Below are 19,017 nucleotides of genomic sequence, written 5' to 3'. Positions count from 1 at the left end.
CGCTCAAGCAACAGCGCTTACTTGGGCTCCGGCTCAACCAGCCCGTCACCCGGATTTTGCAGTTGTCCAGCAAGCGAAAGCTTGACCGCTGCGCCGAGCGCCTGCGCGACGTTCACGACTTCCTGCTGAAACGCCTTGTCTTCGTCCAGGGCCTGGTGCGCGGTCGCGTAGGGCTCCATGTAGCCGATGTAGCCGTCCCGCTCCGCCATGCCGCCCGCCGAGATCAGCGACATGTCGGTCAGCCAGTCCGCAAGCGAACGGCGCAACGTTTCAGCGCCGACACTGTCGCCATGCGCCACGATCCCGAAATGCCGGCCGGCGAGATGCCGCGGATAAGGCCAGCCCTTCAGTTCGAGCGTCTTCGCTTCGATGGCTTTCTTGCCGTGCGTGGAGGTGGGATCGGGATTGCCGCCGTCGGCGCACACCAGCCGATCCATCATCGCCTTCAGCGCCGTCGGGACATGATACCAGTTCACCGGCGTGATGATCATGATGCCGTGCGCGGCGACCCATTGCGGATAAATCTCGTTCATCCAGTCGTCGGTCTGCCCGAGCGCATAATTGGGATAGCAGCTGCACGGCCAGTGACACAGCGCCATCGAGGTCGAGACGCAGGATTTGCAAGGGTGGATTTGCCGGCCGAATTCCGACGTCAGCCGTGACAGGTCGAGAATGTCGACGGCAAATCCCATCCCCGAAAACACCGGTTCGGCGAGCTTGACGAGACGCCAGGTCTTGGACATCTCGCCCGGGCAGGTATGCTCGCTGCGCGAGGACCCGCTGATGATCAGGATGCGCCTTTGTTCATTTGCATCGTCATGACGTCGCTGCGCAGCCAGGATCGCTTCACGCGCAGCGAGCCAGTCGACGGAAAGTTCGTAAGTGGGATCGGCAAATTCCGGACCCGCCTTGCGCGTCACGGGCGCCTTGCGCGAGTGCGCGTAGGCGTCCCATGCCGCACCGATGATGGCGTCGAGTTCGCGTTGCAGCGGTGCGAAAACCGGGTCGGCAAACCGCCGGCGGTAGCGTTTCTCGAATTCATCGCGGCCGAGCTTGACGGGCGGCATCCCTTTCCGAACATCGAGCTCGGTCATGATCGATCCCAGTTGTTGTCAGCACTATCAACATTTGCGCGGCCCCGCTGGTTCCCATCACCCGAAGTGCTGAATCATTCGTTCAAGCTTTGTCGTCGTTCGGCCGTAGCGTTTTCCAGCCAGGTCGACTCCCAATTCGCGCACGGAAAAGCGCCGCTCGCAGAAGCGCTTACCTTGAGCGAGCGAGGGTTGGACTCGCACCTGCTGTTGGGGCAATCTGGAAAACATACTTGCAGCCATTGCGCGCACAAACGGGAGCTTCCATGAGCGCTATCAATCGCATTCCTTACGGACTATCGGCCGTTGCGGCTTGCTTCTTCACCTTCGGCCGGCGCACAACAATTGGCGACCAACGGGATCGGCGTCGCGTCCTGTGAAAAGCTCGCCAGGGACATGAATCCGGCAGAGGGCTTCAACAATGTGACCAACTCCCTGATCTTCTATTGGGTCCAGGGTTACATGAGCGCCGCCAACATCGCGCTGCTGGAGGGCGACAGCCAGTATGTCGATCTCTATTTGATGAACGAAAAGAAGATCCTCCCGCTGATCTACGAATTCTGCCAGAAGAACCCGGGCAAGAAGCCGATCAGCGTCATCGATCAACTGATCGAGGATACCGACAAGGTCGAAGGCAAGTGGAAGAGCGGCACCGTCCCCTGGGCCGCGGACGACGATTAGAATTCGTTTCCCCCGAGGCGGTACACATAGCTCCCGGTTATGCGCTCGTGTCGGTCCTCTCGGCTTGGGCGCCAGCTGCGGTTTTCGGCTCGTCGATTTGCTCCGCCAGCAGCCTCAACTGTTTTGCTGCTTTTTCTTAGAGCGTTTTCCAGCGAAGTGGATACCGGTTCGCGTCAAGAAAACGCGTCAAATCAAGAATCTAGAGCCCCGTCCCGATTCAATCGGAACGGAAAAGGCTCTAGGCACGCTGCAGCCGCAGCCCGCAGCAATGCGGGCTCTTTTCCTTACAACATGACGCGTTGCAGCTGCTTTGATTCAGCTAGGGCGGCAACGGGAGCGAATGCCCGAGGAAAAAACGCAGCATTTCCCTTGTGGCATCGGGTCCTCGCGGATCAGTATAGGAGCCCGCGGGGCTGCCTCCCGACCATGCGTGTCCGGCACCGTGCACATTCCAATGCTCCAACATTGCGCGCCCGTTCGCGTCGCTATGAATCGTGCGGGTATAGGCATGGCCTCCCGCTACCTGCCCGCGGTGCACCTTCTCTTGTGTCCTCCTCGTTCTCATAGACTTGAGAATTTGGTCGCCGTTGTTTGGATGCACCGTAGTGTCGCGATCGCCGTGAAAAACAATGGTCGGGACAGGTGGTCCGTCACCTGAAATGACGCTACGAGGGCTGCCACCTTGCCGCATGGCGGCAAATGCAGAGGGTATGTCAGTGGCGGCCCCGCAGGCGAGGCCGGAATGGATTCCAACCGCCGCATACAGATCTTTGTAGGTTGCTCCCATGATAGCCGCAGCGGCGGCCCCGGCCGACAGGCCGCCGACATAGACGCGCCTTTGATCGACCGAATAGTCGTGCATGATTTGACGCGTGATACCTGCGATAAGCGAGGGTTCACCTCTGTCCCGCTGCTGGTCTGCCGTGCGAAACCAATTCCAGCATTTCGCCTGGTTGGCCTTGCTGTGCTGTGCAGGATAGACCACGAAGCAATTTTGTTCTTCTGCAGCAAAGTTCATTCTGGTACCGGCGGCGAAATCGTCCGGTGACTGGGTGCAGCCGTGAAGCATGACGACCAAAGGAAGCGGTTGTCCCTGATAGCGGCTGGGGATGAAAAGCCTGTAGGCGCGACTCCCCGCCGGATTGCTGTAGGCACCCTCGATGAACCTCGCGCCCGCCGGCACGATGTCCGGCATGGACAGCGGCGTGCGATTCAATACACCTCGCAGCCCGATCCCCGAGGGCTCCTTTGCGCGATTCAGCAGCGCTCGGGGCATGCGCGGTTGGGAAGATGCGGACCCAGCCAATTGTGGACTATCCGTCTCCTCAATGGCATTGGCCTTGGCGTCGATGATCATCGCACCGCTGTGCCATGTCGCGTCTGGCGCGCTCTCCCCACGAAGCATGCGCTGAAGGAGTGCGGTGGCCTCAACGAGTTGGCCCGCGCGCGTGAGGCGGGTGGCTTCGCGAACGATGTCCTGCCTAATCATGCCGTCACCGCATCCTGTCGGCGAGAGCGGCTTTGACCGCCGGACTGGCATGCAAAGCTCCCAGCACGGAGACGGAGGCTATGGTCGCGCGCGCAAGCTCGGGCGTGACGTCTTGGGCGATACTGGCAAGGCCGAGGACATTGATGTGGAGTGTCTCACCGGCTCGTCGCGCTGCTTCAAGGTCCTCGCGGCTGTAGTTCCGCAGACCGAGGTCCAGACTTTTTCGGGCCGTTGACTGCTTTACAACATCTGCGTGACGTTCGAGTTGGTTCCGGATCGCCGTCCGGATGAAATCAGTTCGGTTCGAGTAGAATCCTTCCTGAACCATTAGATCGACATGACCAAGGTCGACATAACCAAGATTGATCGTGATTTTTTCGGTGTCAGGGGGCTTAGGTCGAAACTCCTGCACATTGCTCGTCACCATCACTTAACTCCATAGGCCATCTGTATGGATGTTATATGGATGGTCTGTGGCGCCAATCAAGGTCAGAACCTCTAGGTTCGGCAAAAAAACGGCCCGCCGAAGCGGGCCGTCTCGTGGTTTCGCCTATCGAACTCCGCCGCCGTACAGCGCGCGTTCCTTTCGGACCTCATCCGCGCCGTAGGGCTTGCTGGCGGGATCGAACGACTTCCACCCGGTCTTCTGCCAGGCGGCGCTGCGGTCGCGCAGGTTGACGGCAGATTCGTTCAATGCCGTCTCAAAGCGGGAACGATCCGCATCGGCAACGCGTGCCGACACCAGCGTGCCGCCTCGACGAATGCCCTCGGCGTAGGAGTGAGCATCGGCTTCCGAAACGCCGGCTTGCGTGAGCGCGCCGACGATCCCGCCGGTCGCCGCACCTGCGGCCGCGCCAACCGCCGTTGCGGCCAGCCAACCCGCCGCAACAACGGGCCCCAGTCCGGGGATCGCCAGCAAGCCTAGTCCGGCCAGCAGGCCGGCTGCGCCACCGACGCCGGCGCCGATGCCGGCACCCGTGCCGGCACCTTCGGCGCGGTCGTCGGTGCCATCGTGGTCGCGATCCACCTTCTTGTCGGTGTTGAACCAGCCGTCGGAATTATTGGCGACCAGACTGATATCCGAGTGCGGCACGCCGGCGGTTTCGAGCCGTTGGACGGCCTGCCGAGCGTCAGCGTGATTGTCGTATAGGCGAGAGATTGTGACGGTCATTTTTATTGTTCCTTACTTGGCAGTATTGACGTTGCCTTGAAAATCGACGCTCACCGCAGTAGCGGACCCGCTCTTGCTGGCCTTGCCGCGCCACACGCCATTGTCGTCCTTCTTCAGTTCGGTGACGTTGGTGTAGCCGGCATCCTCGATTTTCGACTTGGCTTGTCCTTCGGTAAAACTGTTGCGACCCGCGACAGGAGCGTTGGAGTTGTTTTGTCCGGCGCTGTTGACCGCGTTGTTGTTTGGTCCTGGCTGCGCCGGCGGATTTTGCGCCGAGGCCGTGGTGGCCGCCAGCAATCCGATACAAACGAAAAGAACTGAGCGTTTCATAATTTTCTCCAGAGTTTCAGGAGCGGGCCTAATCTCTCGTTATGTCTTTGGTTCCTCGCGTCGCGACGTTATGCGTCTTTCGTCCGGCGCCACGAGACCGGTCAATATGATCGTTGGCGGGCCTTCGGGCCTGTGAGCCGCCGCTGCGCGAATGGACAAATCTTTTTAAAACGACGGGCGATGCCATCTGACGGCTGGCGTGGAACCCGGCAGGAACTGGAACGTTACAGGCGCGGTGATTCAGTGATTCAACGAAGGAGACAAACATGTCCCGCGGGATGCCATCGATGACGGCGCTATTGGGCTTGCTCGCGTTGGCGGGCTATCAGAACAGGGACAAGATCGCCGAGATGCTGAAAGGCGCGACCGGCAATGCGCAGCCGGGGGTCGGCGGCCAGCAAGGTCCGTTGGGCGGCCTGCTCGGCAATCTCAGCGGGGCTTTGGCCGGCGGCGGCGTCGGCGGATTGCTGGGCGGTGGGCTGGGCGAGTTGCTCGAACGCTTCAAGCAGAACGGCCAGGGCGATGCCGCCGAGTCGTGGGTCAGCAAGGGACCGAACAAGGAGCTTCCTGCCCCGCAACTGAAACAGGCCATCGGCGCGGATGTGCTGGCCGAGCTGGAACAGCAGACCGGCCTGTCGCAGGAGGAACTCCTGGCAAGGCTTTCACGCGAACTCCCCACTGCCGTCGATAAATATACGCCCGACGGACGCCTTCCGAGCTGACGCTCACAAACTGAGGATTTTGATATGGGCATTATCTGGACGATCATTATTGGCTTCCTGGCCGGCGTGATAGCGAAGTTCATCATGCCCGGAGACAACGAGCCCTCGGGGTTCATCCTCACGACGATACTCGGCATCGTCGGGGCGTTTGTTGCGTCGTATCTCGGCCAGGCACTCGGCTGGTATCGGCCCGGCGAGGGCGCCGGCCTGATCGGCGCGGTCGTGGGCGCTATCGTGGTCCTGCTTATCTACAGCATGGTTGCAGGTCGCCGCCGCGCGATCTGAGCGTGGTCACCTTTTTCGACATGGCCGGGCATAGCCGTCTGTAGGACGGCGTCGCTTCCGCTCGCCTATGTCCCGGTCATCCACGTCTTTCTTGCCTGATGGAAGCAAGACGTGGATGCCCGGCACCCGCTAGGGCTTCGACGGGGCCACGAGTGGTCGGCCCGCCGAAGCTTTAGCGAAGGCGAAGGCCGGGCGTGACGGTGTTCGGTAAAAGGCGCTATTTCCTTGGAGCATCAGCTGACTGCGGCAATCTGGCGCGACGGGCAAATCACTTCTGATATTCAAAAATCGTGTCAAGTCCTAAATTTCCGAAAATCGAAAATATTTCTCTTCCCTTCTACCCCAAATCACCTGCACATAAATAACCATCCCGTCCCATTCAGAGGGGCGTCGGCCGTCGTCATGACGAGGGGCGGGGATGCGGTGGACGCTGATGTTGCGATTGACGGTCGCGGCTGAAGCGTACGGTGAAAGCGTGTGGTCCTGGCGCCCGTAACGGCGTCAAGCCTTTCGGGAGCTAACGCTTCCGAGGGGCGACGGTGGCAATAGAGGCCGTCTCACCGGGGAGAGCGCGTCATAAGCCGTAAAGCCATTGCGCAGGGAATGTCGGATGCTCTCCGCTGCCCTGTATGCTCGTGTGCACCATCTTGTTGCACAATCGCACACGAGACCGCGGGTGCAGCGCGCATCCGGCATTCCCTGCGCCCTCTGAATTCGAGGGTAAGGAAATTTCTCGCAAAGCTCGGGCGCAATGCGCCGCGAGATCGCGAAGCTGCGTTTGAATGATGGTGCATTCAACAACAAACACCGCCGTCGTCCCGGGCTTGACCTCAGATGCGCAATTGCGCATCGGGGGACCCATACGCCGCGGCCCATCGGTAAGCGCTCTGGCGTTAGAGACCTTCTGCAAACAATGACTGCCGCGGCGTGGGTCCCGGCTCAAGGCCGGGACGACAACTGAGACTTTGGCTGCATCTCCGTCAAATCCCCGCAGGTTCCTTCACATGCTCGATGTCGGGCAGCGGGGCGCCGGCGATCATGGCTTCGAAGCCGCGCAGGCGCTGATAGATCGAGATCAGGTCGACAATCGTGCTCCAGGAGTTGATGAGATATTGAAACGCGTTTCGAACCTGCGTGAACGCATTGAGGATCTGGTTCAAGGTTCCGAGCGTGATCTTGCCGGCCACGATCGTCGGCCCCAGCAGGATGTAGGGAAAGACGACGTCGGTCTGCAGATAGACGATGCGGCCGATGTTGAAGTACAGGAAGTTCAAATAAAGCCGGAAGTAGTTTTTCCGTATGTTGGCGAAAAGCTCGTCGAGCGTCGGCGGATCGGCGCGGGCCGGATCGTCTTCGCCCAGCACGAGCTCCTTGCGGTAGGCGGCTTCGACGCGCTGGTTGAAGAACTCGATGCCCGGCAGCTTGATGCCGATCAGGGCCAGTGCGCCGGTGCCGAGGACCGACCAGATGATCGCAGCGAACACCAGCGGATAGGGAACGGCGCCGATCAGGGGCAGTTCGGTGATGTCGGCGGACAGCTTCACCAGCACCGGCAGGAAGGCGATCAGCGTCAGCACCGCGCTGATGAAGTTGACGCCGAGCTGTTCGGTGATGGTCGCAAATCGCATGGTGTCTTCCTGCACCCGCTGCGAGGCGCCCTCGATGGTGCGCAGCCGCGCCCAGTTCGAGATGTAGAAATCGTTCATCGCGGTACGCCAGCGGAAGATGTAGTGGCTGACGAAGAACCGCGTCAGCACGCCGACGATGACCGCGACCAGCGCAATGCCGGCAAAGGTCGACAATTGCGCATAGAACTGTTCGACCGTGACCGGCGCGGATTTCGAGAGCGCGGCCTGGATCATGTTGTAGAACGGGCCGTACCAGGTGTTGACGGCGACGCTGACCTGGACCTGAAAGTAGGTGGCGAACAGGATCAGGGCGGAGCCCGGAATGGACCAGAGCGCCCAGGGATGCGGCGCGAACCACATCCAGAAGGCGGTGAAGGCACCAACGAAAACGGCGAAGTAGAGATCGAACCACAGCGACCGCGCCGACCAGAATATGGCAACACCGACGCCTCCCGGTCCCGACGATCCGATCCACTCGCTGGCGAAGCTGTACCAGAGCGTCATCGCCAGCGCCGTCCAGACGATCGCCGACAGGAAGAAGATTTTCGGGCGGGGGAAGAATGAAACGAACATTCAATTGTCTCTCAGGTCAGAGGAGCAACACGTAGGCAACAGATTCTCAGTTGTCATCGCCCACGAATGCGGGCGATCCAGTACTCCGCGGCGCCGGTGACACGCCCGAAAAGCCGCGGTGTACTGGATACCCCGCCTTCGCGGGGTATGACGGCAACTCTTGGAGCGACGCACTCACAACTCTCTCGCGTTACTGAACGCAAACGACGACACGCGCCGCGTGTTCTCGTCCAGGATCAGGGTGCGCGTGATCGGCGGCTCGGCGCGCTGGCTGCAGTTTTCGCGCTCGCAGAGCCGGCAGTTGACCCCGATCGGCGTACCCTCGGTTTTCTCCAGGTCCATGCCGGCGGCATAGACCAGTTTGGCGGCATGGCGGATTTCGCACCCCAGACCGATCGCAAAGCGCGGCTGCGGCTGCGGGTGCGGCGCCACCGGCCGGCGCACCATCTGCGCGATCGAGAAGTAACGGGTGCCATCTGGCAATTCGATGACCTGCTTGAGCAGCCGGTCCGGCGTGTCGAAGGTCGAATGCACGTTCCACAGCGGGCAGGTGCCGCCGAATTTCGAGAACGGAAACGTGCCGGAGGAAAACCGCTTGGAAACATTGCCGGCATTGTCGACGCGGAGCAGGAAGAACGGCACGCCGCGCGCGTTCGGCCGCTGCAGCGTGGTCAGGCGATGGCAGACCTGTTCGAAGCCGGCATTGAAGCGCTGCGCCAGCACGTGCACGTCGTAGTTCAGCGCTTCGGCCGCGGAATGAAACGCCTGGTAGGGCATCATGGTGGCGGCGGCGAAATAATTTGCCAGCGTAATCCGGTAGAGCCTTCGCGGCGTGTCGTCGAGCGGGCCGGCGCGGTTGACGATGGCATCGATGCTGGCGCTGCATTCGGCCAGCCCGATCTGCAGCGCCAGCTGGAAGGCCCGGCCGGGGCCATCGACCAGTTCGGAGACCAGCAGCTGCCGGCGATGGCGGTCGAACCGCCGCAGCGTTTCGCGCATCACGTCGACAGGCATGATGCGGGTGACGATCGAATGCTTTTCGCGCAATCGCGCGGCGAGGGCCGCAAACAATTCCTCGGGCGGCACGCCCAGTTCGTCTCGCAGGCTTTCCGCGGCCTGCTCGAGCTCGGGGAAGTAATTGCGGTTGGCCTCGATCAGGTCGCGCACCCGCTCGATCGGATTGGCCTCGAATCGGGTTCCCTCGTCGCGGTCGGCCATTTGCGCCGCCACAAGCGTTTCGCCGCGGCGGGCCTCGGTATAGGCGGCGTACAGCCGTTGCAGGGAATGAGTCACACCGGGGCACAATTCAGCGAGATCGCGCAGTTCCTGCTTCGGCAGGTCGATTTGCCGGAACAGGGGATCGGAGAAGATCTCGTTCAGTTCGGCGAAAAAGCGATCCTCGTCGGCGGTCGCAAGATCACGCAAATCAAGGTCATAGGTCTCCGCCAGCCGGAGCAGCAGCTGGGCGGTCACCGGGCGCTGGTTGCGCTCTATCAGGTTGATATAGCTCGGAGAAATCTCCAGGCCTTCGGCCATCTGGGTCTGCGACAGGCCGAGCTGCTGGCGGATCCGGCGAAACCGCGGACCGACAAACAGCTTCTTTCCGGACTCGCTCGCCATGTCAGCCTTTCTGCCCGGTTTTGTGACAAAATTAACAAAATGACATCTGTGACAAGTTCAGATGTTACATGACATCACCATTCAAGATCAAGCTACCTATACGAAATCAGGATTTTGGCGTTTAGCTCTCGGTACGTTTTGCAATGCACTGTCATGAATGTCGATTACGGCAAAGCGTGGCGAATGCGGCAAATTAGTCGTCACCGAAAGGATTAAGCAAATGAACTATCAGCCACGTGGCATCGACCAGGCCATCAAGGGACCCGCTTCCTACGCGAGCGAGCTTGGCGCTGCCAAGGCGCTGCTCGAGACCCAGCCGACCTGGAACGGCGTCACTGCCGAGGCCGTGGCGCGGATGCGTCTGCAGAACCGCTTCAAGACCGGCTTGGACATCGCCCGGTACACCGCGGCGCTGATGCGCAGCGATATGGCTGCCTACGACGCCGATCCGACCAAGTACACCCAGTCGCTGGGTTGCTGGCATGGCTTCATCGCGCAGCAGAAGCTGATCTCGGTCAAGAAGCATTTCGGCGGCAAGACCGATCGCCGCTATCTCTACCTCTCCGGCTGGATGATCGCCGCGCTACGTTCCGAATTCGGACCGCTTCCCGACCAGTCGATGCACGAGAAGACCTCTGTGCCGGCGCTGATCGAAGAGCTCTACACCTTCCTCCGCCAGGCCGACTCCCGTGAGCTCAATGACATCTTCCGCGCCATCGACGCCGCCCGCAAGGCAGGCGACAACGCGAAGGAAAAGGAACTGATCGAGAAGGTCGACAACTTCCAGACCCATGTCGTGCCTGTCATCGCCGACATCGACGCCGGTTTCGGCAATGCGGAGGCGACCTACCTGCTCGCAAAGAAGATGATTGAAGCAGGTGCATGCGCGCTGCAGATCGAAAACCAGGTCTCCGACGAAAAGCAGTGTGGCCACCAGGACGGCAAGGTGACTGTGCCGCACGAGGTGTTCCTGGCGAAGATCCGGGCGTGCCGCCATGCCTTCCTCGAACTCGGCGTCGAAGACGGCATCGTCGTGACCCGCACCGACTCGCTGGGTGCCGGTCTCACGCAGCAAATCGCTGTCAGCCACAAGCCCGGCGACATCGGCGATCAGTACAACAGCTTCCTGGATTGCGAGGAAGTGACCGCCGACAACGCCAGGAATGGCGATGTCATCATCAACCGCAACGGCAAGATGATGCGTCCGAAGCGGCTCGCCAGCAACCTCTATCAGTTCCGTGCCGGCACGGGCGAAGACCGCTGCGTGCTCGACAGCATCACTTCGCTGCAGAACGGCGCCGACCTGTTGTGGATCGAGACCGAGAAGCCGCATATCGAGCAGATCGCGAAGATGGTCGACCGCATCCGCGAGGTCGTTCCGAACGCGAAGCTGGCCTACAACAACTCGCCGTCGTTCAACTGGACGCTCAACTTCCGTTGGCAGGTCTACGACGCGATGAAGGAAGCCGGCAAGGATGTCAGCAAGTACAACCGCGCCGAGTTGATGAAGCCGGAATACGACGATACGCCGCTGGGCATTGAAGCCGACGAGCGCATCCGCACCTTCCAGGCCGATTCAGCCAAGCGTGCCGGCATCTTCCACCATCTGATCACGTTGCCGACCTATCACACGGCAGCGCTGTCGACTGATAATCTCGCGAGGGAGTATTTCGGCGAGCAGGGCATGCTGGGCTATGTGAAGAATGTTCAGCGCCAGGAGATCCGTCAGGGTATTGCCTGCGCCAAGCATCAGAACATGGCCGGCTCCGATATCGGTGACGAGCACAAGGAATATTTCGCCGGGGAAGCCGCTCTGAAGGCGGGCGGCGCCCACAACACGATGAACCAGTTCGGCTAACGCTGGAAACAGGAGACTGACAAATGACCAAAGGCAGCAATTTCTGGGTGATCGGCGGTGAGTTCGGGTCGATGAACTTCCACAAGCTCGTGGAAGGCTCGGCCCAGGTTCAGGGCCCGTTCAAGACCCGCAAGGAAGCCGAGGACGCCTGGCGCGTCGTCTCGGAAGAGAACCGCCACAAGGCCGGCGTGCGCTTTTCCATCGTGGAAGAGCCGTCCCGAGTCTCTGCTTGAGCCTCGGCCTGAGCGGCTGCTGCCGATAAACTAGAAGAAACGTCCAAGGACCTGCGAGCAGGCGGCCCCATCCGGAATCCCGGGTGGGGCCGTCCGCTTTTCAACCGAAACCTAAGTCATTGGGAACTAACGACCTTTGCGGAAAACATGGTTACTGCTAGGTTAACCGCCGCCAACCCTTCAGGACAAAGGCGGGCCGCAAGATGTCAGATGTACAGAGTACCGCCCCTATTGAGCCGCAACCGACGCGGCTGCGCGACGCGCTGCGCAAGGCGCGGATCGAGGCCGCCGACCGCACCGGCGTCGTTGTCGAACTGCGCGACGCCGAAGTGGCGCGGCTCGAGATCATGAACGAGGCGCTCGATCCCCTGTTTGCGCAGGTCCCCGAAAAGGTCGACCTGTTCGACCGCGGCGTCAGCCAGGGCGAGACCCCGCGGCTGTGGATCGACGTGGTCGCGCATATCCTGATGGGCCGCGACAAGCGCATCTACCGCTTCGTGCAGGACACCCGCTTCGGCCGTATCGTGCTCGCCGAATCCCATGACGTGCCCGTCATCGTCGATGCCGTCACCGACTATGTCGCGCGCCGCATGATCGAGCGCGAGCATGCGATGGTGGCGACCCCGATGGTCGAGCCGGCAGCGGAAGAGCCGCCGAAACGCCGCGGCGGCTTCGGGATGTTCGTGCTCGGCTTCCTGCTCGGCGCCGCCGCCCTGTTCGGCCTCGCGCTGTTTGCGAGCCTGCAAAATCTCTAGATCAGCTTGGTCTGCCGGATTTGCCGCACGCGCATGTCGTCGCTGATTCCGCGCACGGTCTGCACGCAGCGCCAGTGGTCGCCGTCGCGCTCGATCGAAAACAGATTATAGGCGGCGGCGGGATAGTGCCGGTGCGCCAGTGCCGACGCCGAAGGCACGCCGATCGCGGGAATCTGACGGTCAGTGCCTTCGATCCACATGGTCGAATGGATGTGGTCGTGCCCGTGCAGCACCAATTCCACGCCATGGCGCTTCAAGAGCGCGCGCAGCTGCCGCGAATCCGTCAGCCGCTTGATGCGGGAATCCGAATGCAGCGGGTGATGGACCAGCAACACCCGGAATGCCTGTTCCGACGACAATTGCGTCAGGATTTGATCCAGTCCATCAAGCTGGGCCCGCCCGAGCCTGCCGGTCGCCATCAGCGGCAGCGTCGGCACTGCCGAGGATACGCCGATCAGCGCCAGCGGGCCGCGCCGGCGCACGAACGGAAACGTCGCGCCGTTGGGTCCGGCATCGCCGCGCAGATAGTCGCCGAACGTTCCGGCGAAGCGATGCCGGGTGGCGCGCACATAGGCGTCGTGATTGCCGGGAATGACCGTGACTTCCTGCGGCGCGCCGACGCTTTGAAGCCAGGCCTGCGCCGGCGAGAACTCGGCTTCCAGCGCCAGATTGACCAGATCGCCGGTGACGGCGATATGGTCGGGCTGCTGGACCTGCATGTCCGCGACCAATGCGTCGAGCACCTCGCGGCGGTGGTATTTGTGGCGGTTGCGGGTCCAGTTGAGATAGCCGAGCGCGCGCTTGCCCGCGAGATCGCGAAAGCGTGCCGCCGGCAGCGGCGGCAGGTGCGGATCGGACAAATGCGCCAGCGTGAATGCGGCCATCAAAAACCTCGTCAGGAATCCTTGCCAGAAACCTTGCCAGAAACTCTGCAATGTATTGGCAAGCCAACCGTATCTGCGCAAGGATCAAACATCATGTCCGGCATCTGAGGTATTTGTGACCGCTCTGCAGAATCTTCGAAAACGCTTCGAGCCGCAGCTGCGGCGGGTAATGCATCTCTATTGGCGGATCGCCCGCGGCATGACGCTCGGGGTCCGCGGTGTCGTGCTCGACGGCGGCAACAGGGTGTTTCTGGTCAAACACAGCTATATCTCCGGCTGGCATCTGCCGGGCGGCGGGGTTGAGGTCGGTGAGACATTCCTCGAAGCATTGCGGCGCGAACTCATGGAGGAGGGACGGATCGAACTCACCGACGAGCCGCCCTTGCATGGGCTGTTTTTCAACCTCCACGTATCGCCCCGCGACCATGTCGCGGTCTATGTCGTCAGGCAGTTCCGGCAGGACCGCTTGCCGGAGCCCAACCGCGAAATCGTGGAAAGCGGTTTCTACGACGCCGGTGCGCTGCCGGCCGAGACCACAAAGGGGACGCGGCTTCGGATCGCCGAAGTGCTCGATGGCAAAACGCCGATTGCGACCTGGCGGTGATTTCTGTCCGGCCAATTTGGCTGCGTTTTCGCCTTGCAGGCCTTGGAAGGTGAGAAGCAGGATTTGGCGTGGCCGGCAATGGACCGCGCCGCCGCCAGATGCTATCCCGCGCCTCACCATGAGCGAACTCTCCGTGACCATATTGCCCGAAACGCCAAAGGACGCGCAGGCGATCGAGCGCCTGCTCGAACGCACCTTCGGCCCCGGCCGCTTCGTGCTGAGTGCCTACCGGCTGCGCGAGCACGTCGATCATCTGCTCGATCTGTCGTTCACGGCGCGGATCGGCACACTGATGGTCGGCTCGGTGCGCCAGTTGCCGGTTTGCATCGGCGATACCCCCGCCCTGATGCTCGGGCCGCTGACGGTCGAGCCGCCGTTCCGCAGCCGCGGCGTCGGACGCATGCTGCTCGATCGCGCCCTTGCGGATGCCAGGGCGAAAGGCCATCGCCTCGTTATTCTGGTCGGCGACGAGGCCTATTACAGCCGTGTCGGTTTCAAGACCGTTCCGAAGGGGCGGATGACCATGCCCGGCCCGGTCGATTACAGCCGCCTCCTGGTCGCCGAACTCGTCGATGGGGCCTTCGATGGCGTCTCCGGTGCCATTCGCCCGGACTGGAGCAAGGCGCGCTGACCTCGCCCTGCTCCAGCGGGGATTCTAGAACTTCAGGTTCGCAAAAGCGCGCACGCCGATGCCTGGCAGCAGAACCTCGTCCTTGTTGTACGAGACCGAGTTGCGGATGTTCTCGTTCAGCAGATTGTTGCCGACCAATCCAACCGTCATCTCGCGGGCTCCGAACCAGGACGCATCGAGCTTGGTCCTGTAGCTGATCTCCGCCTTCAGCAGATTGTAGCCGGGCGTCGGCGTTTCCGCGATCACGGCGACATCATTCTGAGCGAACGCGTGCAGCAGATTGACGCGCGCCAGCCAGTTGGCGTCGCGATAGAACAGGCCGCCGCCGAGCCGCTGCGGTGGAATCCGCGGTACGTTGGTCCCGTCCTCGAAGGTCGCGCGGACAATATCGTATTGTCCCTCGATCCCGAACAGGCCGTTCCAGACCGGCAGCACGTCGTACTGAAACTGGAATTCGCCGCCGCGGAAGGTGGCGTCGCGCTGGGAGTAGATCGCCTGGTTGAGCTCGAGGCCCGGGCCGGCCTGGCACACGCTGTCTTCGCACGTGTTGCCGGTCAGCCGCCGAAAGATGAAGCCGTTGAACTTGGTGTAATAGCCGGTGATTTCAAATCGCAAGGGGCCGGTTGCCCGTCGCAGAGCGACTTCGACGGATTTCGCGGTCTCGATACCCAGATTGGGATTGCCGATATCGAAAGTAGCCGTCGCATCGTGAGCGCCGCGCGAAAACAGCTCGGCGGGCTTGGGTGCGCGCTCGACATATTGGCCGGTGATGCTCGCAACCAGATTCCATGGAAGGTTCTGAATCAGGCCGATACTCCCGCTCTTCGGCGCGAAGTTGAGGTTGCGCGGCGTGGCGGGGCCAATGGCGCCGGGATCGACGTTGAGGTCGAACTCATCGGGAATGAAGGCCGGCGTCGTTCCAGTCAGGTTGGCGTGCTCGATACGCCCGGCAACCTGCGCCTTTGTCGTATCGCTGAATTTCAGTTCGTTGAAGAAGTATCCGGCGACCTTGGTGTTTTTGTTGGGGTCCCACAAGCCATTCAGCGGACTGCCGATATCATCCGGGCTCGGTGCTGTGAGTTCCTGATGCGACGCCTGGATGCCGACAGCCGTGGTGAGGGCGGCGAAGCGGACGTTGAATGGTGCCAGCTGCACCTCGACGCGGCCTTCCTGCTCCTTGTTCGTGAAGGTCTGGCGCACGCCCAGCGTCGATAGATCCGCGGGGTCGGCGAGGCCGATCTCATTGTGCTTATAGTCGGTGGCGCCCGCCCAGAAACGGACCGCATCGATTGCCGCCGCGTCCGGCCGGTATTCGCCCTTGGTCGTGAATTTTGTCTGGCGCGCATCGATGCGGGTAAGGTGATCGGCGCCGTCAATGCCGGGGATGTGATAGAGCGAGTCGTTCTGCGTGACGGCCGCGCCGATGAAGCCGCCATGGAAGAAATACGAACCGCCGATCGATGCGCCGGTGGCCTGCGCCGCGGAATTCGGCTGGCGTCCATCGACCGGCCGGGTCTGGTCGAACAGATAGGGATAGCTCGGAATGCTGTAATCGCCCGACTTGCGTCCGTAGGCGTCGGCATGAATGGCAACATTGCCGCCGCCGGCGTCGAGCAGAATGCCGCCTTCGACGCCGCGATCGACCGAATTGACCGCGGTGCGGGTCTCGACGTTCACGCATCCCGGCGACGCTGCGTCGGCGAGCGGCGCCTTCACCGGAAGCCCATAGGTCTGAAATGCGGGTGCCGCGCAGGCGGGCAAAGCGTCCGGAATGCGGTTGTTGGTGGCGCTGACAACGCCACCGATCGCCGTGGACCCGTAACGAAGGGTTGCCGGACCGCGGATGACCTCGATCTGGTTGGTCGAAAGCGGATCGATCGGAACGAAGTGATCTTCGCCGAGGTCCGAGGCGCCGTTGCTGCCGATGCCGTTCTCGACGATGCCGACGCGATTGACGTCGAGACCCCTGATGATCGGCCGGCTTGATGCTCCGGGTGCAAAGCTGGAGCCGGTGATCCCTGGCTTGGAGAACAAGAGATCGCCAAGCGTGCCGCCGCCTTGCCGCCGGATTTCCTCGTTCGGCATGACGGTGACGGTCGCGAACTGATCGGTCACGACCGGAAGCACGCCCTGTTGAGGCGCCGCGGCGACGGGGGCCGGTTGCGGCTCGTTATCGCGTTCGCGACTGCGGCCGGGCATGCCGCGGGCGACGCGCGCCGGCTTTCGCGCCGGGGTCACGTTTCGCCGCACGATCGGGCTTGGCGCCGTCACGGTGATTTCCGGCAGTTGTGTCGAGGCGGATGGCGCGGCCGTGTCCTGGGCCATCGCGCCGTTGCCGACCGCGCACAGAAATAGCCAGCTTGCGCCACCGATGTGGAACGCTCGTCTTTTGGTGAATGTCATTTGTCCCGATCCTGATTCCGTCAAGCGACGGACGATTCGATTATCCCTTGGCGGATCGGCCACGTGTCACGCGGCGATCCCCTTCGGGCGCATCAGTCAATCGATGTCAGGAGGCGGGAGGGGCGCGGGACTGGAAGGCTGAATGGACCGAGCTCAGATGCGCGAATTCGGCGTCGGTCGTCAGGTACAGAAGCTCGATGGCCTGCGGCAGCAGCAACAGCGGCGGTGCCGAGAATAGAACGTTGTTGGCCAGCGAAATGACGGCGCAGATCGCACAGGCCTCAGCCGGATGGTCGGTATCGTGATTGGACGGTGGCTGCGTCTGGGCGGCTTGGCCTGCCGCATCTGGTACCGCAGGGATCTGCGCATGATCGAGGTCAACCTGCGTCAGGCTGGTCGCGATCGCAGGCGCCGCCGCTGCCGGGTGGAAATGTCCGCACGACAGCGCAAACTGGATCGCGAGCGCGAACAGCGCCAGCCGCGAGCCGTGTTTGACGTTATTCCGGAACCACTTCACGACGACTGACGCCTTGTCCCCCGGAGCGGCCAAGGTGTCTCGGCCGTCCGATGTAATAATATAACATCAGCGGTGGTCCGCGGGGTCAACCGCGCTCGGTCCGGGTGTCGGCGCAATTCAAGGCGTGTGTGTGATTCACGCAACGGTATGCGGGTCGAGCTGATCATCGTCGATTTGAGCGCACCTAGCGTCCCTCAAATTTTCCTGGTTGACAGCCCAGCCGGGTTCAGATTGTTATGTTATAACATTACATATTTGCGGATCATCCCATGCCTCGCCGTCCTCGTTTGGGATTCCGTGAACTGAACAGGCTCTTTGACCTCGATGCAAAAACTCCCCGTCACTGTCTTGTCCGGCTTCCTCGGGGCTGGAAAGACAACTTTGCTGAACCACGTGCTGAACAACCGTCGCGGCCTGAAAGTGGCGGTGATTGTGAACGACATGAGCGAGGTCAACATCGACGCCGACCTCGTACGCGATGGCGGTGCGAACCTGTCGCGGACGGATGAAAAGCTGGTCGAAATGACCAACGGGTGCATTTGCTGCACGCTGCGCGACGATCTCTTGAAGGAAATTCGTGGGCTCGCGGAGAGCGGACGGTTCGATTACCTCCTGATCGAATCGACCGGCATTTCCGAACCGCTTCCGGTTGCGGCGACGTTCGATTTCCGCACCGAGGAGGGCGACAGTCTTTCCGACGTGGCAATACTCGACACCATGGTGACGGTGGTCGATGCGGTAAACCTGCTGCGGGACTATTCCTCGACCGACTTCATCCGGGATCGCGGCGAGTCGCTCGGTGCTGACGACAAGCGGACGATGGTGGATCTGCTGGTTGAGCAGATCGAATTCGCTGACGTGGTGGTGCTCAACAAAATCGGCGATGCTTCCAAAGAACAGTTGGAGGCCGCTCGCAAAATCATCCGCGCGCTGAACCCCACAGCCGACATCGTGGAGACCTGTTTTGCCAATGCGCCCTTCGAGCGCATTCTCAACACCGGGCGTTTCGATTTCGAGCGGGCGCAACAACATCCGCTCTGGTTCAAGGAGCTATATGGCTTTGCCAACCATACGCCGGAGACCGAACAATACGGCGTCGGCAGCTTCGTCTATCGTGCGCGTCGACCGTTCGCGCCGGAGAAGTTTCATCAATTCCTCAGGGAAAGCTGGACCGGAGTCATCCGGGCAAAGGGCCATTTCTGGATCGCCACGCGTCCGCAATGGCTGGGTGAATTGAGTCAGGCCGGTGCGATCGTGCGAACCGAAGGCCTGGGCTTTTGGTGGGCCAACGTGCCGGCTGACCGCTGGCCGGACGATCCGTTCTGGCGGCAGTCGCTCAAGAAGAACTGGAACGAACTGTACGGCGATCGCCGGCAGGAGATCGTGTTCATCGGCACGGCCATGGACCAGGACGCCATCACGGCGCGCCTCGACGCATGTCTTGTTCCGGGAAAGTCCGGCATGCACATCGAGGAATGGGCTAGTCTGCCCGATCCGTTCCCCAGATGGCGGCGCGCCGATGAGGCCGCTTAGCCATTCGGC

The 19,017-nt window shown here is 61.6% G+C and carries 19 protein-coding genes; 9 read left to right on the top strand and 10 right to left on the bottom strand.

Annotation, left to right across the window (positions count from 1 at the left end):
- Positions 1-17: 17 nt before the first annotated feature.
- Positions 18-1,094 carry a flavodoxin family protein gene (locus tag JQ558_RS19450; protein ID WP_212294584.1) on the bottom strand — a complete coding sequence of 359 codons (1,077 nt, stop codon included), beginning with the start codon at positions 1,092-1,094 and terminating at the stop codon, positions 18-20.
- Positions 1,095-1,436: 342 nt separating this feature from the next.
- On the opposite strand from JQ558_RS19450, the gene JQ558_RS19445 reads away from it, so the two are divergent.
- Complete coding sequence (locus JQ558_RS19445; RefSeq protein ID WP_212294583.1) at positions 1,437-1,772, top strand: hypothetical protein; 336 nt, start codon at positions 1,437-1,439, stop codon at positions 1,770-1,772.
- A 319-nt stretch (positions 1,773-2,091) separates the two neighbouring features.
- On the opposite strand, the gene JQ558_RS19440 is transcribed toward JQ558_RS19445, so the two are convergent.
- From JQ558_RS19440 to JQ558_RS19425, 4 genes are all read right to left on the bottom strand, one after another.
- Positions 2,092-3,261 carry a PHB depolymerase family esterase gene (locus JQ558_RS19440; protein WP_212294582.1) on the bottom strand — a complete coding sequence of 390 codons (1,170 nt, stop codon included), beginning with the start codon at positions 3,259-3,261 and terminating at the stop codon, positions 2,092-2,094.
- Between the two features lie 4 nt (positions 3,262-3,265).
- Positions 3,266-3,688, bottom strand: a complete 423-nt coding sequence (locus JQ558_RS19435; RefSeq protein WP_212294581.1) for a CopG family transcriptional regulator — start codon at positions 3,686-3,688, stop codon at positions 3,266-3,268.
- Between the two features lie 123 nt (positions 3,689-3,811).
- A complete protein-coding gene (locus JQ558_RS19430; RefSeq protein ID WP_212209237.1) occupies positions 3,812-4,432 on the bottom strand; it encodes a hypothetical protein in 621 nt (206 codons plus the stop codon).
- 12 nt (positions 4,433-4,444) lie between these two features.
- On the bottom strand, positions 4,445-4,762 hold the full coding sequence (locus JQ558_RS19425; protein ID WP_212273991.1) for a hypothetical protein: 318 nt from the start codon (positions 4,760-4,762) through the stop codon (positions 4,445-4,447).
- Positions 4,763-5,028: 266 nt separating this feature from the next.
- Here JQ558_RS19425 and JQ558_RS19420 point away from each other — a divergent pair, with 266 nt between their 5' ends.
- A complete protein-coding gene (locus tag JQ558_RS19420) occupies positions 5,029-5,484 on the top strand; it encodes a YidB family protein (protein ID WP_212294580.1) in 456 nt (151 codons plus the stop codon).
- Positions 5,485-5,508: 24 nt separating this feature from the next.
- Positions 5,509-5,769, top strand: a complete 261-nt coding sequence (locus tag JQ558_RS19415; RefSeq protein WP_212209239.1) for a GlsB/YeaQ/YmgE family stress response membrane protein — start codon at positions 5,509-5,511, stop codon at positions 5,767-5,769.
- A 980-nt stretch (positions 5,770-6,749) separates the two neighbouring features.
- Here the strand turns inward: JQ558_RS19415 and sbmA are convergent.
- A complete protein-coding gene (gene sbmA / locus JQ558_RS19410) occupies positions 6,750-7,970 on the bottom strand; it encodes a peptide antibiotic transporter SbmA (RefSeq protein WP_212209240.1) in 1,221 nt (406 codons plus the stop codon).
- Positions 7,971-8,144: 174 nt separating this feature from the next.
- Positions 8,145-9,590 carry a short-chain fatty acyl-CoA regulator family protein gene (locus tag JQ558_RS19405; RefSeq protein WP_212294579.1) on the bottom strand — a complete coding sequence of 482 codons (1,446 nt, stop codon included), beginning with the start codon at positions 9,588-9,590 and terminating at the stop codon, positions 8,145-8,147.
- Between the two features lie 220 nt (positions 9,591-9,810).
- Here JQ558_RS19405 and JQ558_RS19400 point away from each other — a divergent pair, with 220 nt between their 5' ends.
- From JQ558_RS19400 to JQ558_RS19390, 3 genes are all read left to right on the top strand, one after another.
- On the top strand, positions 9,811-11,448 hold the full coding sequence (locus tag JQ558_RS19400; RefSeq protein ID WP_212294578.1) for an isocitrate lyase: 1,638 nt from the start codon (positions 9,811-9,813) through the stop codon (positions 11,446-11,448).
- 23 nt (positions 11,449-11,471) lie between these two features.
- The gene (locus tag JQ558_RS19395) at positions 11,472-11,681 is read left to right on the top strand and encodes a hypothetical protein (protein ID WP_108522535.1); all 210 of its coding nucleotides are present in this window, start codon (positions 11,472-11,474) and stop codon (positions 11,679-11,681) included.
- 203 nt (positions 11,682-11,884) lie between these two features.
- Positions 11,885-12,436 carry a hypothetical protein gene (locus tag JQ558_RS19390; protein WP_212273996.1) on the top strand — a complete coding sequence of 184 codons (552 nt, stop codon included), beginning with the start codon at positions 11,885-11,887 and terminating at the stop codon, positions 12,434-12,436.
- Here the strand turns inward: JQ558_RS19390 and JQ558_RS19385 are convergent.
- Positions 12,433-13,320 carry a metallophosphoesterase gene (locus tag JQ558_RS19385; RefSeq protein ID WP_212273997.1) on the bottom strand — a complete coding sequence of 296 codons (888 nt, stop codon included), beginning with the start codon at positions 13,318-13,320 and terminating at the stop codon, positions 12,433-12,435. The two genes, JQ558_RS19390 and JQ558_RS19385, sit on opposite strands and share 4 nt — an antisense overlap.
- A gap of 115 nt (positions 13,321-13,435) precedes the next feature.
- Here JQ558_RS19385 and JQ558_RS19380 point away from each other — a divergent pair, with 115 nt between their 5' ends.
- Together JQ558_RS19380 and JQ558_RS19375 are read left to right on the top strand one after the other, a co-directional pair.
- Positions 13,436-13,924: an NUDIX domain-containing protein gene (locus JQ558_RS19380; protein WP_212273998.1), complete on the top strand. Its 489-nt coding sequence runs from the start codon at positions 13,436-13,438 to the stop codon at positions 13,922-13,924.
- A 118-nt stretch (positions 13,925-14,042) separates the two neighbouring features.
- Positions 14,043-14,555: a GNAT family N-acetyltransferase gene (locus tag JQ558_RS19375; RefSeq protein WP_212209245.1), complete on the top strand. Its 513-nt coding sequence runs from the start codon at positions 14,043-14,045 to the stop codon at positions 14,553-14,555.
- 24 nt (positions 14,556-14,579) lie between these two features.
- On the opposite strand, the gene JQ558_RS19370 is transcribed toward JQ558_RS19375, so the two are convergent.
- Both JQ558_RS19370 and JQ558_RS19365 read right to left on the bottom strand, forming a co-directional pair.
- A complete protein-coding gene (locus JQ558_RS19370; RefSeq protein ID WP_212294577.1) occupies positions 14,580-16,958 on the bottom strand; it encodes a TonB-dependent receptor in 2,379 nt (792 codons plus the stop codon).
- Between the two features lie 106 nt (positions 16,959-17,064).
- Positions 17,065-17,475, bottom strand: a complete 411-nt coding sequence (locus JQ558_RS19365; protein WP_212274088.1) for a DUF2946 family protein — start codon at positions 17,473-17,475, stop codon at positions 17,065-17,067.
- A gap of 324 nt (positions 17,476-17,799) precedes the next feature.
- On the opposite strand from JQ558_RS19365, the gene zigA reads away from it, so the two are divergent.
- The gene (zigA, locus tag JQ558_RS19360; RefSeq protein ID WP_212274001.1) at positions 17,800-19,008 is read left to right on the top strand and encodes a zinc metallochaperone GTPase ZigA; all 1,209 of its coding nucleotides are present in this window, start codon (positions 17,800-17,802) and stop codon (positions 19,006-19,008) included.
- Positions 19,009-19,017 lie beyond the last annotated feature (9 nt).

The sequence above is a fragment of the Bradyrhizobium sp. AUGA SZCCT0160 genome, from assembly GCF_018130105.1.
Lineage (GTDB): Bacteria > Pseudomonadota > Alphaproteobacteria > Rhizobiales > Xanthobacteraceae > Bradyrhizobium.
The sequence above is the reverse complement of the archived record's forward strand: the minus strand, read 5'-3'. Positions and strand labels throughout refer to the sequence as shown.